This is a genomic window from Campylobacter cuniculorum DSM 23162 = LMG 24588 (genome assembly GCF_002104335.1).
GTDB lineage: Bacteria > Campylobacterota > Campylobacteria > Campylobacterales > Campylobacteraceae > Campylobacter_D > Campylobacter_D cuniculorum.
This window is the reverse complement of sequence record NZ_CP020867.1, coordinates 435341-450691: the sequence shown is the minus strand read 5'-3', so window position 1 is coordinate 450691 and position 15351 is coordinate 435341. Positions and strand designations below refer to the sequence as shown.

The window sequence follows — 15351 nt, the reverse complement described above, 5'->3', positions numbered from 1 at the left end:
AAAATTTTAAGAGCAAGAAATCACTAAATATATGATTAAAACAACAAAAGATGATTAACAAGAAAAAGATTTTATTGTGTATCCTTTTATTTGCTTTCTTTGCGGTTTAAAAATGTTAATAAAGCATTTAATATTTCTTTAAAATGTTCTCTTAGTTTAAAAGTTAAAGGAAACAACAATAAAAATAAAAAGAGATAAAAAGAAAATGTTAATAAATTTTTGCAAACATCCATAAAAACATCTATATAAAGCTTATAATTTTCATTCATATTTTTTACTATTGATTGATAAATATCGTTATTCATATGTCCTATTAAATATAATAATAAAAAGAATGCTGAAAAAAGAAAGAATACCCAACGTCTAGAAATAAATAATTTCAATAAATCATGATAACGTGATTTAGCCCAATAATTATTTTTATTTTCTTTGTATTCTAGCTCTTCATGTTCTTTTGTTTTCTCTTTATATTCTTTAGGCTTTTGTTCAGTTTCTGTCGGATATGTTTTAGAAATAAAAGCTTTATCGTCTTCACTCATTTAAAAGCCCTAAATTATCAAGTCTAAAGGTTAAAGCCGAACGACTAACTGACAAGTATTTAGCAGTATCATCTATATCATAATTATTTAAAGCCCACGCTTTTTTAGTTTCTTCTTCAGGCATTATCAAACAAGCCGCGAAGTGATTTGCTCTAACTTCTTTGAGTTCTTGCTTAGAAATAACATTGCGATAGCTAATTTCAAAAATGTCCTTTTGCGGTGCAATGCTTTTATAATCCAAAACCCAATGCCCAATCTCATGTGCAATAGAAAATTTTTGTCTTAAAGGTAAATCGTTTTCATTAATGAAAATTTCTTTTTTATTTGCGTTAAGCATCCCCGAAATGTTAGGATTTTTTTCATTATAAGTATATACTTTTAAACCGAGATTATTTGCAATTTCAATCACATTAACAGGAAAAGACGTGCTATATTTTGTGCGTATATCATCAGCAATTAAGCTTATTTGTTCTTTTGGAGAAATCACAATCATAACGCCCTCTTTTTTATACAAAGTCTTTAAATGCCTTGAAAGACAATTTTTAAGCCTCACTTGTTTCAGTCAATCATATTAAAAATTTTATTAAATTATCTTAAAAATTTTCAAAAAATTTTATCATTTTTATTTTTTGTTTCTTTTTAACCCTATGATAAAAACAAAATATTTGATAAAATCACAAAAAACACAGCAAAGGAGGACTCTTTGGACTATATGTTTATATTGAATATAACTATTTGGATTATTTTTATGCTTTGCATTCTTGCGGATACGATAGATGTTTTTTATTTACAAAAAAGAGCCCTTAAAAAAGACAAGAAAAAAAGATTGAAAAACAAAAAGATCCAACACTCCATTTCTAACATGTAAATTCTTTTAAAACAAAGAAAACACCCTTTAGGTTGTGGATAGGCTCACGCTTCTATCGTTCTGCTTTTGTGATATTTTAACCATTTTTTATTAAATATAAACTTAATTAGGGACTTTTAAACGCAAAAAAACATTTAAGCTAAGCTTTTTTTCATAAAAAACGCGTTTAAAGCTTGTTCTTGTTTGATTATGAAGGTTTATCGATTTTAAGGGTTTTGAGTGAGTAAGATTTTTAAGATATAAGCTTGAACATTAATCTTTTCATCATCAAAAATCTCAAAGAATCTCTCATCAATATTTTTTATCATTTCTACAAGAGCATTTCTTTAAAGCTTCTTTATTTTCACTAAAATTTTCTGGCACAAATGCAGAAAAAGCCCTATCAAGATAATGCCTGTTTTGATAAAGTTTTTCCTCATTCTTATAATAAGCATTCAACTCCCAAATAAGAGGAGTTACGACTTGAACAGACATCTAAACTCTTCACTCTTTTCATACAAATCTTGTGTTTTTTGTTCTTGAACTTGTTTAAAATATTCTCTTATTTCATCATTAGGGATAATATTATTTTTATTTTCCTCATAATTTTGCAAATAAGGCTTTTCTTTGTGTGTTTTATCTCTTAGTTTAAAGGCTGTATATCCTCCATATTCTCTAAAAGCCATTTTGACAATTTCTTTTTCCTCATCTGTAAGACATTGAGAATATCGCTCATAATCATTTAAGGAGCTTATGTTCATTAAATTTTCTTTTTTGTATTGTTTTAATTCATCATATAAAGAAACAATCACGGGACCATGTTTCCAAGCCTCAATCGCTTCTTTAAAAAGAGGTTTTTCAAGATAGACTAAGCTTAGAGCATTAGCATAATAGACAAGTTTTATAAGCTTAAGTTTTGTAATTTCATCGGGATTTTCTCGATCGTTTTCATTGATACCTTCTTGAGTTTTTGTTGCACTCAGTTTATTAAGATATAGAAAATATACAGCAATGGCGAGGATTTTATCCCTATCTGCTCTATTTGAAACATCATTATTTTTCATCGCATTCTTCCCTTGATTTTGCATTTTCAATTATTCATAAATATTATATATAATAATATTATTATAAATTACATTAATTTAAATTAAAAATTTATTTTTTATTGATTTTTAGGGTTTTAAAGCCAAGAGCCTTACTCTCTTAGCGAAAAACTTTAGTTTAAGCATAGGCTAAGTAAGGCTATTCTATAATTCAGTTGAAAAAGTTAAGAGAGAAGCTTATTAAGCTCTCTCAGCAATAAGAGTAATAAAATTAAAATTGTTAAAATTTTATTTCCCATTATCAGCTCCTTTCCCACCAAGAGAAATTAACCGCTTAAACTTATGAAATTATAACGCAATTATGCTTAAATAAAGCTCACTTTTTTAGGGCTTTTTGGTTAATTTAGGATTGTTTTTTTAAAAAAACAATCCGCACATTAAAGATTTAAAAAGTGCAGACATTAAAACACTTCTTAAATAAGCATTTTATCAAAAAAGGATTTTAACAAGATTTTTTATATTGATAATAGATATTATTTCAAAAACAAGCTTAAAAATCTTGTCTTGTCAAGCTAAAATCGCGTCTTAGTAAAGCCCTTTAAAATCTTGTCTTGTCAAGTCTTAAAAGTTTATTTAAAAGCCTTTATCTTAAATCAATGCCGCCTTTTTGCATCGATTTATTATGACTTGTTTGTTCGGGGTTTAAAGCTTGTTCTTGCAGTTCTAAACTTTGTGCTAAAGTAACAGAATCGGCTAAATCCCCTTGAGAAGCATATTTTTTCGCTTTTGCTTGAAGTTCAGCGATTTCTGCTTGAAGTTTCGCAATTTGCAATTCATTGAGTAAATTTTGCATTTCATTCGGTTCGTTTGCTTGTTCTTGCATCATCGCTTCTTTTTCTTTTAAGATGTTTTCAATGTCCGCAGCGACTGGGCTGTCTGTGTCTTTAAGCATTAAAGGCAAAATATCACTGATTAAATCCGGTCTCACGCTTGAAATGGTCTTAAACATTTCGCTCCAGTAAGCAAATCTTTCTTCGCGTCCTGTGGTTTTAAGCTGTGATTTGTAAATGAGATCAAATTTTCCGACTTTGATTTTATTATCCTCGCTTGAATTAATGCTAAAATAACGCTCTCCCGTCTTTTCATCTGTGATTTTAAACACCTGCTCTTTGGTAAAATAATGCGTGATAAAAAAAATCACTTTTTCAAAAATGAGCCTATCCATATGTTCACACGCGTTTAAATACTCTTGCAAGCCCATCAAGCCCGTTTCTTTGCGTTGTGAAACAGCGGCGGCAGAGAGGCGATTGTTTGCAAGTCCTAAGGCTTCTTCATTCAGTCCGCTTAACATTTTAGCCAGTTGTCTTTTTTCATTTGCCTTTTGTGAAAGTGTCGCGATGTCGTTGTGATGTTGTATGAATTGAAATTTATTCTCTTTTAACGCTCCGCTTCGCACTTTGACAATCGCATTATCCAAACTTGCTTCATTGATAAACTCTTCAGCATTTAAAACCGCGTCTTCTTCAAAAAATGCCTTTAAAGAGCCCATCATATTTGCCATGCGATTTTCAGCAAAATTCACATAATCCTGCAAAGGTTTAATGTCTCTAAAAAGTCCATACCATAAGCCCTTATCGTCGATTTGATATTTTGAGATGATGAAAGGATGAGCCCCATTTTTAAAAGGGCTTTTTCATCGCTACATTTGGCAAGAAGCAGGACTTTTAAAAATATTTATGAGTTTTCAAAAAACACAGAATATAAAAATTTCAAAGATTTTGCAGAGAGTCTTTTATATTTTTGTGAAAAACAAAAAGAAAAAATAAATATTAATGATATAGAAAATTTCAGTCATTTGATTCAAACACAATTTTCTTCTTTAGACGATAAACAAAACTATAAAGATGCTCTTTCTAGTTTGATTAAATTTATATTTATAATTAAAAATCTTAAAATTTTCTCTCTATTAGGAAATACTGAATTTTTATTCTAAAAATTAAGTATTTATATTTGAAAGCTAAAGTTTTTATTCTTTTGCTAAAGCAAAATCATAAAAACAGCTTTTTACATAAAACACCAAAAAGAAAAATTGATTAAAAAATTAATTATTGATTATATTTCTAAATCAGCTTTATTATTTTTGTGTTCTTGTGTCTTTTTTAAATCATTGAAAATTTGTTCTTTGATTCTTTGAATTCCATATGCTTGATAGAGGTCATTAAAATCAGACATTCCTCTTTTAGCTTCTTCAATATCAATGTTTGGAATTATGATTGAAACTTCTTTAATCAAATCTTTAACAGCTTTTGCAGATTCTAATCCAACATTTCTTTTGTTTTGTAATTCTTGTTTTAAATCGTTATCAGCAAAAATGGTGATTTTTGTTTTTGGAAACTTTTGATTAAGAGCTTGAGCTACATTGATTAAGTTTCCAGCATCAATTGCAACTATGGTTGGTTTTTGTGTAGCAAGTTGAATTGTCATTGCAGTAGCAAATCCTTCACAGATTAAAAATTCATCTTGTTTTTCTAAAGGAATTTGTGTGTAAAAACAACCTTTCTTTCTTGCAGAATATTCTATGCCTTGTTCTTTTTCTTCTTGAGTTTTTATCACTCCTATGATTTTATTGCCATTTTCACTGATTCTTTGTAAAGACCAAAGTTTATTGTTTTCATCTCTAAGAGGGATTAAAAGATTATTGAATCGATCAACTTTTAAATCATAAGCAGTATTTAAACCTTTTGAGATGAGATATTTGTGTTCTTTTGTTGCATCTTTGCTCTCTATCCATTCTTTTTCAAGTTTTAAAGCTGTTTTCTTTTGAATGTTTAATCTTTCTAATTCTTTTTGTTCTTGTTTGGTTTGAAAAGAATGTTTAATGTTTAAAGAATGATTATTTTTAAAAGTTTTTTCATTTCTTTCAAGTGTGAATTTCCAATTCTCTTTGAAGCCTGTTTTGTGATTTTGAATGAATCCTGCAGGATATTCATCTAAAAATCCTACATAAGCTCCACTTTTTTCATTGCCTCTATCACCGATAATTTTACATCTTTGAATCTTACCATTCATTATAGGGGTGTCGATAAGAAAGCCTTGAGTCTCTAAGGCAGTTTTAAATTGTGCAAGGGCTTCATTTGTATCTATTTTTTGATAAACATTTTGTTTCTTTTGATTTTCTATACTCCATTTTTTGAATAAATCCTGTTCTAAATAAAAAGGTGCAAAGAATTTCTTTTCTTTTGCATCCCAGATTGCACCTAAATTCTTTGCTTCTTGTCTTTCTTCATAAGGCACATTAAGATATTGTCTTTGACGAGGCATTTATCGCTCCAAATCTTTATCTTTAGATGGTTCCTTATTATCTCTTTGTAAGCTTTGTTTAACTTGTTTCATTAATTGTTTTTTTGCAAGTTCTTTTTGAGAGTGTTCTTTGGTTGGAGATTTTACTTCTAAGTCTTTGTTTATAGAGATAAAGTCTTTAAAGATATGATTGAGACTATATTGTTCTCCTATATCAGTTACATCAAATTCTTGTATGCAAGAACTCAACCAAGAGAATTTCCTGTTTAGCTCTCTAGTCAGTGTCAATATCTTATCATCATCCATAGGCTCTTTTGAAGCATAACCTGAATATTGCCTGTGTTCAAAACCATTCTCAAGCATAAAAGTTTTTATTTTAATGTAAGGCTCTCTTGTATCCTTGAAATGCTTTTTGAGTTCATTTGTGGATAAATCAAAATTAATAGCCTTACGAGAGAGACTCACGCCCAAACCCCCATATTTCTTGCTTTATTTCTAGATATTAAATCCATGTTTCCCTCTTTCTCACTCAACCATTCCCATTCTTTGACATTGAGCGTGAACCAATCACGTTCTATTAAACCATCATAAAGAAACACTCCCAAACGAGCCAAATCTTCCTCATTGCCCTTACAATGATAAGTGTTTTTATCAATCTTAATTAAACCACATTTATTTGCCATTTCCTCAATGATTTCATACATTTTATTTAAATCATATTTATCTTCTTTTAGAATCTTTTCTTCATCTAAAATGAATCTTGTTCCTAGTAGTGGATAAGCCATTGTTTGCTCCTTTTGAATTTTTTAAAAATTTTATATTAAATAAGCTTTACAATGTATAAAATAAAATGATTGAATGGATTAAATATTATAAAACAAATTATTTATTATTTTAAATGATGAATATTATTTAATAATTTAAAACTCTTAAGTTTGTGTCTCGTCTGTTAGTGAATATTAATATCATTTATTTCTTTTTTACATTCTAAATGTTCGTTTTTATCCATTGATTTTAAGATAAGCTGTGATTTTAGAATAAAATTACTTTTATAAGAACGGCTTTTACTCATTTTTTCAATTTCTAACATTATAGTCTTTTCATCCTCTCTTAATGCCAAAAGATAATCATATCTTTTATAGGGTTTTGCATTTTCACCTGTAATTTTTTCTAATGCAATAATTTCAGAGCAAAGTTTAGAAATTTTTCTATCTGTTGTAGAAATTCTTTCTTCAATACCATTGTAAAAATTATTGATTCTTGTAACCAAACCTCCAAGTGTTATAATATTGCTAAAATCAATAAAGCTGTTCTTGTTCTTAAATACAAGATTTTCAGGCTCAATGAAATCACCTTTTGGTGTATTAATGTAAAAATTAAGAGTGTCTATTTGAGTTTTTTCTAAGGATATGGTTATTCCTCTGTATTCAAAAAGCTTGTATTCTGTGGCGAAATTTCCATGAGCAATTTCAATGCCTTTCTTAAGAAACTCTTTAATGATAAAGAAAAATATAAATTTATAGTAGGGTTTAGGGGGACGGAAACTGATAATTTTATTGGCTCAGACATAGCTCAAGACATAACTCTATCTCTTAATGGCAATATCCAATCTTCCCCTCTTTTAGAATTTTTAGAACAAGTGGATAAAATAAATGAAGCCAAAGAAGTTAATGAATTTAATGATAGTTTTAAGAAATTTTTTCTTACTGAAACAATCAAAATTTTAAATAAATTATCTTATAATAGAATAACTTATTATATTAGGAGTGATTTTGCAAATTCCTATTTATTCTAAACTCAAAGCAAAACTAGAAAGTAAAGGAATAGACAATATATCAAGCGGACAAATTGCTTGGTTTGTGTGTAGTTTGGTTCTTGCTTTGGTGACTTTTCTTATTGTCTATTTTACAGGGATTGTTAAAAATGGTGACAATTTATTTTTGGCAATATTTAAATTGTTTCAATGGCGACTATTTATTTTTATCATATACTTTTGCATTCCTTTTAATTTATTATATATTTACAATGCCATTCCTTTGGTTTTGTCTGCGGTATTTATATTTTTAGCATTTTATTTTTCTAGTTTAAGCTTGTTTATTGTCGTTTGTTGTGGTATAGGAGTATTTTTCTTAATATCTATTTTCAAAAGAAAGCTTATGTTTAGCGTTTTATTATTTGCCATGGGTTATACTTGCACATATCTCTTTTTTTATGGACTGGCAACTTATCATTAAGGAGATTTATAAATGAAGTATTATGTAACGATTTATATTGACGAGTTATTGGAATTTCAAACAATAAAAGATTTGTGAAATATGAAAGGTTTAGACCTCACCCACGCTTTTTAAAATACAAATAATTATTTCTTGTAATTATTTGTAAAATATTATATATTAATAAATATGCTAGAATATGCTGGGCTAGTTATTCTACAGGTTTAAATGAAAGTATGTTTAAAAAATTCAGTAAGGTTTAATAAATGTTAGAATTCTTTGTTAATCTTTTAATATTTATTCTTGTATTTTTCTTTTTTATTTTTATATTTTCTATTATTTTATATTTTATCTTTAAAGTCTTTTTTAAAATAAAAAATAAAACAAAAACTATAAATTTTAAAACAATATTTAAAAATCTTGCTTTATTTCTTTTGCCAGTATATCTTTTATTATTCTTAGCAGGAGGATGTTCTTATAAATATATGGATCCGCAGTATTATGAGTTTGAGAGCTTGTGTTATCTTAATGCGGGAAAGGTGTTGATTGGAAATGAACCTAAAAATTTTATTTATGGTGACCATATTATACATAAACAAATAAATAAAAGTATAAAAGAAATATCATTTCAAAAATTTTATAACAATCAGTTGGTATTTTATCAAAACGATACATATTTGTATGATAATTATGGTATATTTTTAGAAGGTGATGAGGGTGCTGGGTTCTATTTTGGATATATGGAAATATTAAGTTGCAAGGATATTGATAAAAAATTTAAAAGTATAATGAGCTTAAGATAGGAAGATAAATTGAATAAAAATATACAAACTGCAAATGCTAAATTGGACTTAATCACTAAATTTTTAGACTATGCCAATGTCGCAGATGCTAGTTATGCAATGTTGCAATATGTTTGGGAAAATATAGAGCAAGATGAAAATGATAAAGTCAATAAAGCAGATAAGCTTACTTTTGGTGATAAGTTAATTCAAGATATAGAAATAAAAAATAATGAGGGTAAATTATTATATATAAAACCTAAAAACACAAACACAGCCTATGCTTGTGCTATACAAGCTCGTTTTGAACAAAGTAAAATAATTAGAATAGAATCTAAATACTGCATTCCTTTTACGGATACTTACTTTTTTCACAAAGAAATAACATTGGATAATGATATTAGTAAAGTGGGATTAAATGATACGCTTAGTAAAAGAACCATTGATTTTGTAAATAGATTTAAACTTTTAAAACATCAACCCAATGCTACAAGTGGCTTTAGTGCTACTTTGTTTTACGATAAAGAAAAAGATAAATTTATAATAGGGTTTAGGGGGACAGAGTGAGAACACTAAAATTTTTATATATTGTTTGGATGGTATTTTGGGGTTTTTTTACTATTTTTGGTGTTGCTTTTGGACATCATGGCTATAATGATAATGTAATTCTTACCGCATTGTATTTATATTTGTTTTTATGCCTTTTTCCATTATTACCTTATTTTTACTATTTAATTTTTGGGAAAACAAAAAGCAAAAATATACTTGTTGCTATTTGTTGCTATTTGTTGCTATTTATTATTATGTTAATAGCCGATGATATAAATATCATCTATTTTATTCTAGCTATCATTATACATACTGTAACATTTAGCATAATTTATTGGATAAAAAGGGCTTAATTTGAAACAACAAATTAACAATCTCAAAGACTACGCTGAACTAGCCCAAGCTAGTTATTTTAATTTTAATTTTTAAAAAGGTATAATGATTTTATTAAAAATATTAAAAAGGAAGATAAATGGGTTTATTAAAGAAAATTTATATCATTTGGGGGATACAATGAAAATATTAAAAATACTTTATATTTGTTGGATTATATTATGTGTTGTAGGTTGGTTTATATCTCCTATTGTTGGACATAATCCAGATAGAGTGTATGAATTTTTTGTAATGCTAGGTTGGATAGTCTTTCCACCAATGATAGCCAATCTATGGCTTTTTGGAATAACAAGAATTAAAAAATATTTGATAAGGTTTTTTCTATTATTGTTATATTATCCTGTAGCTTTTATATTTTATTACATGCATTATTATCATATTTTATTATCATAATAGTTTTTATGTTACATTATATATTTTTTTATCATTATTTAAATAAAGGATAATTTTGAAAGAAAAAATCAATGAACTAAAAGATTATGCCAAACTAGCCCAAGCTAGTTATTTTTATTTTGATTTAGAAAGTTATATACTACAAGAAAATGAAACTATCATTACCTTAAATGAGCTTGTAAGCTTAAGCTATAATGGTAAAATAGTCGGCAAAAAAGAAAAAGTCGGACAAGAATATAGTTTTATTGGCAAAGGTGAATTAAATGGTGAATTTGGAGAAATCCAAGCACAAAATTTTGCAAAACGCTATACAATCAAATTTCATCAACCTAACACTACAAGTGGCTTTAGTGCTACTTTGTTTTACGATAAACAAAAAGATAAATTTATAATAGGGTTTAGGGGGACAAAGTGAGAGCACTAAAATTTTTATACATTGTTTGGATGGTATTTTGGATAATTGGACATGTAATTTTTTTGCCTACAGCACATGGATTTGATAATATGGGTTTTACAGATTTTTTCATACTTGCTTTACAATTTATAGCTATAATTTGTTTACCCCCATTACTCATTTTTAATATCGTATATTTTGTGATAAAAAAAGAAAGAAAATATATTATAAATGCATTATGGATATTATTATATTATCCTATAGCTTTTATATTTTATTACATGTTTTATTATCATATATTATAATAATAGTTTTTATGTTACATTATATATTTTTTTATCATTATTTAAATAAAGGATAATTTTGAAAGAAAAAATCAATGAACTAAGAGATTATGCCGAACTAGCCCAAGCTAGTTATTTTAATTTTGACTATATTAAAGAACAAAAAGCTTTAGAATTTAAAATATCTACAACTAGATTTTTTAAAGATAAAAGTGAATTAGAAAAATTAGAATATTTTAAAGCATTATATGCTAAATATAATGGATATTTGATTATAGATAATTCTTTATTTATATACCCTAAACTCAATGGAGAATTTAGTGAAATTCAAGCACAAAATTTTTCAAAACGCTATACAATCAAATTTCACCAGCCTAATACTTTTAGTGGTTTTAGTGCTACTTTATTTTATGATAAAGAAAAAGATAAATTTATAATAGGGTTTAGGGGGACAAAGTGAGAGCACTAAAATTTTTATACATTGTTTGGATGGTATTTTGGGGTTTTGCTTGTATTTTGGGTGTTGCTATTGGAGACTATAATGATGATGTAATTCTTGCCTTATTGCGTTTATATTTGTTATTATGCCTTTTTCCGTTATTACCTTATTTTTACTATTTAATTTTTGGGAAAACAAAAAGCAAAAATATATTTGTTGCTATTTGTTGCTATTTGTTGCTATTTGTTATTGTCTGTTGCTATTTGTTGCTATTTATTATTATGTTAATACACGATAATGTAAATATCATCTATCTTATTCTAGCTATCATTATACATACTGTAACATTTAGCATAATTTATTGGATAAAAAGGGCTTAATTTGAAACAACAAATTAACAATCTCAAAGACTACGCTGAACTTGCCCAAGCTAGTTATTTTTATTTTGATTTTTTAGATACTAGAAATATATTTGAGTTAGATTCTAATCAAGAAAAAATTCAAGATAAGAATTCTCTTAGAAGCTATAGAGAAATAAAAGTAAATTTAGAACATGTTGTAAGTCAAAAATATAAAGATAAAGAAGTATTGATTGATTTAAGACAAGATGATGCTTGGCAATCAAAAATGTTAAATTTCTTTGATGAAAAAACAAATTTTGATAAACTCAACGGAGAATTTAGTGAAATCCAAGCACAAAATTTTGCAAAACGCTATACAATCAAATTTCATCAACCTAATACTACAAGTGGTTTTTCTGCTACTTTGTTTTATGATAAAGAAAAAGATAAATTTATAATAGGGTTTAGGGGGACGGAATTAAATATAAAAACTCTACTAGAAACATCAAAAGAAACATCGAAAGATTTAGTAGCCGACATAGGACTTACTTTTGGCAAAGGCGATTTTCAAATCAATGCCCTAAAACAATTTTTATTAGATATAGCACCTCTTTTAAATAATGTAGATTCAGATAAAATTATCTTTGTAGGACATTCATTGGGAGGTTATTTAGCTCAATGGGCTTTAATCTATTGCGATAGTCTATACAAAGATAAACTTAAGTTCTCTCCAAGTGAAGTTTATACCTTTAATGCACCTAGTATTCATGGTTGGAATGTTCCTAGTGTAGTTATAAATCCCAATACCATAAAAATTATGCGAGATGTTTTAGAAAAATATATTATAGATGTTTCAGAAAAAATCACCCATATTTATGATAATGGTGGAGTAAAAATCATTGCTTCTGCCCAATATGGCTCACGCAATAGACTGCCTATCTATACAGGGAAAAACTCTCACTCCATTATCCCTCTTACTCAAACTCTTTATTTTTATTCTTATCTTTTAGAATTAGATGCTAACCATAATAAAGTCAAAGATAAAAGCCTTAGCGAGTGTATAGAGTATCTTAATCATTTTATGAAAAATATTCAAATATATACAGAAACTTTTGTGTTAAAAAATAATGCGATTAATAATAAAAATTTTACTCTTAAAAATGGACCTCTTGGTCCTTTTAGAACTTCCCCAGAAAAAATCAATTATTTTGAATACTTTCTTTCATTAATAGCAACTATAATGCAAGAAACAAATGATATTTTAGAAGTAGTTGGGAATAGTTATTATACAAGCTATAACGCTCCTGTTATTAATCAAACAAAAATCATAGATTTTATTTTAAAGGTGCAAGAAAAAGAAAAATACATTTTAATTCTTGATAAAAATGATTTTAATAAATACAGAAAAGATTGTTCCTTTGTTAATAATCAAGAAAATCTAGCCTATAAAATTGCCATTGGGGAATTTAGAATTTTTATTGTAGTTTATAAAGATATGAAATGTCTTGAAAATATTAATAATATAACAAAAATATACGGATATAATTCAAAAAGTTATAAAATAAAAGATCAAATTTGGAATGAGCAGTATTTAGGTGGAGTTTGTAAAATATCACAAGCTTTGTATTTTAGCGGAAAAGCCAAAATAGGTATTATTTAGGAAAATTATGATAAGTAGAGACTTTTTATATTCTATTCATAAAGATAAAAAAAGTATTTATTTATTTTGTGAAAATAAAAGTATAATTGATTGTCAAAGTATTTATGAAGAGCTTTATAAATTAGAAGCAACGACAGATTTTACTTTTGAAGAACTTCAAAATTACCAAGCTTATATCTTCCTAAACTCCACCCTCCTTACAGGCTCAACTGAACTTCCTAATAATCCTTTTTATTTTGGAGAATTAGATAAAGATAATATTATAAAACAAGACAAACCCAGTTATTATTTTTCTCCTAAAGATGAAAGCAGTGGTTTAGGAAGACTTAGTATTTTTTATAAAAATGATGAGCTTTGCTTGCTTAATTATTCTATCATAGAAAATTCTTTAAATATCAAATTAGAATGCTTAAGTAAGCAAAGCTTAGAATATAAAGATTTAATTTCAAACACTATAAAAGAACAAAAAACCATACAAGTAGATAAAAAACAAAGTATAGCTAAACTTCATGCCCTTTTAGAAAATCAAAACCTAGAATGTATCCATGGAGGTAAAGTCATACTTCAATCAAATAAAGGAAAATCTTTTAAAGACAATAACATCCCTATTATGCTAGAAAGTGATTTGCTTAATTCTAGTATAAGTGCTTGTCCTAATACTATAGCAGGTGTAAGTGTTCCTTGTACTAAAGTTGCTAATGTAAAAGGAGCCTTATCTCAAAAGAAAGTCAATAATGAATATGCTATATTACAAGAACTAATCTCAGCTTGTATCACAGACAAAGGCTTTCCTTTAAAAGTAAGCTTTACTCCTACTAAGTTTAAATTCGATCATAGTTTTGATCCTAAGGAGGGCTTGGTAAAACAAAGCAAAAACCAAACAGAGTTAAAAGAACCTATAATAAGACTTCATTATAAAAGCGATAGATTTCAAAAAGATAATTTACCTATCTATAATCTTTTAATCAATAATGAAAGAAAAGAACAAGATAAGGCTTTAAATGAATTAAATATAGATTTAAAAGATATAGAGGACATTAATATTCTTAATCAATTCAAGCAAGGCTTTAGTAAAGATTATGAATTTAAGACATTAAACCTTAGCTTGGATACTAATTTAATCAAGCTTTATTTCATTATCCCCAAAAACATCGCTAAAATTCATAAAAGTGCTTATAAGGAATTTGAAAATAAAGATTTAGGAGCGGGATATTTTACACAATTACATGAATATGATAAAATCATAAAAAATGCTTTAGAAGATAATAAAAAATTAAACGCATATCATTTTAGTTTTTTAGCCCCTGCTAAAATGAAAAATTTAAAACTTCAAATCGCAAAAGGACTGGATGAAATCTTAGAAGATGAAGATAGAAAGCAAGAGCTTTATGTTTGTAAATTTGTGGTGGTCAATGGGATTAAAATATGAAAATAAAAAATTTTACTTTAATTACATCAAATCATAACTTAGAAATCGCATTAAAAAATCTTACCAAAAATGCCAATAAAATTATTTTTATATGTGGTGATTTTGATGGATATAAAGAAGCTAAGAATTCTTTGTATCAAACATTGCATACTATTGAGGATGATTTTAAAAGCGACAATACAAAAGCTTTTAAAATTATACATTTAAATCAAGCTAATAAAGATGAAATCACAAAAGAACAAAATTTTACTTCTGATAAAAATTTATCCAGCATTAAAAAAATTATCTATAATAATTTAAAACTTTTAAATAATGCAATCAATCAAAATAAAAATAAAACACTCAATAAAATTATTGATGAAAACAATGAAAAAAATATTGAAAATTTTTTAAAAGAAATTCAAAAAGAATTAAATACTTTATTAAAAAATATTAAAGAATCTAATTATTTTGAGCAAGAGATTAAACCAAAGATACAAGTGGCTTTAGTGCTACTTTGTTTGAATATACTAAAGATAATAATCAAAGTAATATAGGATAATAATATATGAAAAACAAGCTCTATCATTATTTTAATAATAAAGAAAAATCAAATGATTTTAAAAAACAATTCTTTAAAAATATAAAACAAGCTTTATTTTATCTTTTTCTTGTCATTTTAACTTTTTATAATATTACTTATTTAACTCTTTTAACCTTTTTCCCTTTTCCTTTCTTTGGATGGATTAGTTTATTTATACTTTCT

The 15351-nt window shown here is 26.7% G+C and carries 18 protein-coding genes and 1 pseudogene; 10 read left to right on the top strand and 9 right to left on the bottom strand.

What is annotated here, in order from left to right; translation table 11 throughout:
• Window positions 1-86 precede the first annotated feature (86 nt).
• The 5 genes from CCUN_RS02320 to CCUN_RS02300 form a co-directional block, all read right to left on the bottom strand.
• Window positions 87-539: a hypothetical protein gene (locus tag CCUN_RS02320; protein ID WP_027306085.1), complete on the bottom strand. Its 453-nt coding sequence runs from the start codon at window positions 537-539 to the stop codon at window positions 87-89.
• The gene (locus tag CCUN_RS02315; RefSeq protein ID WP_169732376.1) at window positions 532-1092 is read right to left on the bottom strand and encodes an ImmA/IrrE family metallo-endopeptidase; all 561 of its coding nucleotides are present in this window, start codon (window positions 1090-1092) and stop codon (window positions 532-534) included. The genes CCUN_RS02320 and CCUN_RS02315 overlap by 8 nt, the downstream gene beginning before the upstream one ends.
• 606 nt (window positions 1093-1698) lie before the next feature.
• On the bottom strand, window positions 1699-1881 hold the full coding sequence (locus CCUN_RS02310; protein WP_085296628.1) for a hypothetical protein: 183 nt from the start codon (window positions 1879-1881) through the stop codon (window positions 1699-1701).
• Window positions 1863-2450 carry a Panacea domain-containing protein gene (locus CCUN_RS02305; protein WP_164502906.1) on the bottom strand — a complete coding sequence of 196 codons (588 nt, stop codon included), beginning with the start codon at window positions 2448-2450 and terminating at the stop codon, window positions 1863-1865. The genes CCUN_RS02310 and CCUN_RS02305 overlap by 19 nt, the downstream gene beginning before the upstream one ends.
• A gap of 622 nt (window positions 2451-3072) precedes the next feature.
• Entirely contained in the window at window positions 3073-4071 is a 999-nt protein-coding gene (locus tag CCUN_RS02300; protein WP_462898040.1) for a portal protein, read from the bottom strand.
• A gap of 24 nt (window positions 4072-4095) precedes the next feature.
• On the opposite strand from CCUN_RS02300, the gene CCUN_RS02295 reads away from it, so the two are divergent.
• Window positions 4096-4422: a hypothetical protein gene (locus CCUN_RS02295; RefSeq protein WP_027306087.1), complete on the top strand. Its 327-nt coding sequence runs from the start codon at window positions 4096-4098 to the stop codon at window positions 4420-4422.
• 119 nt (window positions 4423-4541) lie between these two features.
• Here the strand turns inward: CCUN_RS02295 and CCUN_RS02290 are convergent, their stop codons facing one another.
• The 4 genes from CCUN_RS02290 to CCUN_RS02275 all read right to left on the bottom strand — a co-directional run bounded on the left by CCUN_RS02290 (window position 4542) and on the right by CCUN_RS02275 (window position 6999).
• Window positions 4542-5750, bottom strand: a complete 1209-nt coding sequence (locus CCUN_RS02290) for a DUF5710 domain-containing protein (RefSeq protein WP_027306088.1) — start codon at window positions 5748-5750, stop codon at window positions 4542-4544.
• Window positions 5751-6194 carry a VapD family protein gene (vapD, locus tag CCUN_RS02285; RefSeq protein ID WP_085296625.1) on the bottom strand — a complete coding sequence of 148 codons (444 nt, stop codon included), beginning with the start codon at window positions 6192-6194 and terminating at the stop codon, window positions 5751-5753.
• A complete protein-coding gene (locus tag CCUN_RS02280; protein WP_085296610.1) occupies window positions 6191-6514 on the bottom strand; it encodes a hypothetical protein in 324 nt (107 codons plus the stop codon). The genes vapD and CCUN_RS02280 overlap by 4 nt, the downstream gene beginning before the upstream one ends.
• A 164-nt stretch (window positions 6515-6678) precedes the next feature.
• Window positions 6679-6999, bottom strand: coding sequence for a hypothetical protein (locus CCUN_RS02275; RefSeq protein ID WP_085296624.1), 321 nt, complete (start codon window positions 6997-6999; stop codon window positions 6679-6681).
• Between the two features lie 189 nt (window positions 7000-7188).
• On the opposite strand from CCUN_RS02275, the gene CCUN_RS09985 reads away from it, so the two are divergent.
• The 9 genes and pseudogenes from CCUN_RS09985 to CCUN_RS02210 all read left to right on the top strand — a co-directional run.
• On the top strand, window positions 7189-7524 hold the full coding sequence (locus tag CCUN_RS09985; RefSeq protein WP_232087672.1) for a hypothetical protein: 336 nt from the start codon (window positions 7189-7191) through the stop codon (window positions 7522-7524).
• Entirely contained in the window at window positions 7502-7963 is a 462-nt protein-coding gene (locus CCUN_RS09900) for a hypothetical protein (protein WP_085296623.1), read from the top strand. The genes CCUN_RS09985 and CCUN_RS09900 overlap by 23 nt, the downstream gene beginning before the upstream one ends.
• Window positions 7964-8208: 245 nt before the next feature.
• The gene (locus tag CCUN_RS02260) at window positions 8209-8745 is read left to right on the top strand and encodes a hypothetical protein (protein WP_085296622.1); all 537 of its coding nucleotides are present in this window, start codon (window positions 8209-8211) and stop codon (window positions 8743-8745) included.
• Between the two features lie 9 nt (window positions 8746-8754).
• Window positions 8755-9291, top strand: a complete 537-nt coding sequence (locus CCUN_RS02255; RefSeq protein WP_125921756.1) for a methyltransferase — start codon at window positions 8755-8757, stop codon at window positions 9289-9291.
• 823 nt (window positions 9292-10114) lie between these two features.
• Window positions 10115-10474 carry a hypothetical protein gene (locus CCUN_RS02240; RefSeq protein WP_085296620.1) on the top strand — a complete coding sequence of 120 codons (360 nt, stop codon included), beginning with the start codon at window positions 10115-10117 and terminating at the stop codon, window positions 10472-10474.
• 342 nt (window positions 10475-10816) lie between these two features.
• Window positions 10817-11197 carry a hypothetical protein gene (locus tag CCUN_RS02230; protein WP_085296618.1) on the top strand — a complete coding sequence of 127 codons (381 nt, stop codon included), beginning with the start codon at window positions 10817-10819 and terminating at the stop codon, window positions 11195-11197.
• 360 nt (window positions 11198-11557) lie between these two features.
• Window positions 11558-13177 carry a lipase family protein gene (locus CCUN_RS02220; protein WP_085296616.1) on the top strand — a complete coding sequence of 540 codons (1620 nt, stop codon included), beginning with the start codon at window positions 11558-11560 and terminating at the stop codon, window positions 13175-13177.
• A 7-nt stretch (window positions 13178-13184) separates the two neighbouring features.
• On the top strand, window positions 13185-14606 hold the full coding sequence (locus CCUN_RS02215) for a hypothetical protein (RefSeq protein ID WP_085296615.1): 1422 nt from the start codon (window positions 13185-13187) through the stop codon (window positions 14604-14606).
• Window positions 14603-15127, top strand: a pseudogene (locus CCUN_RS02210) (hypothetical protein); the annotation flags it as partial. The gene CCUN_RS02215 and the pseudogene CCUN_RS02210, both read left to right, overlap by 4 nt.
• Between the last annotated feature and the right edge of the window lie 224 nt (window positions 15128-15351).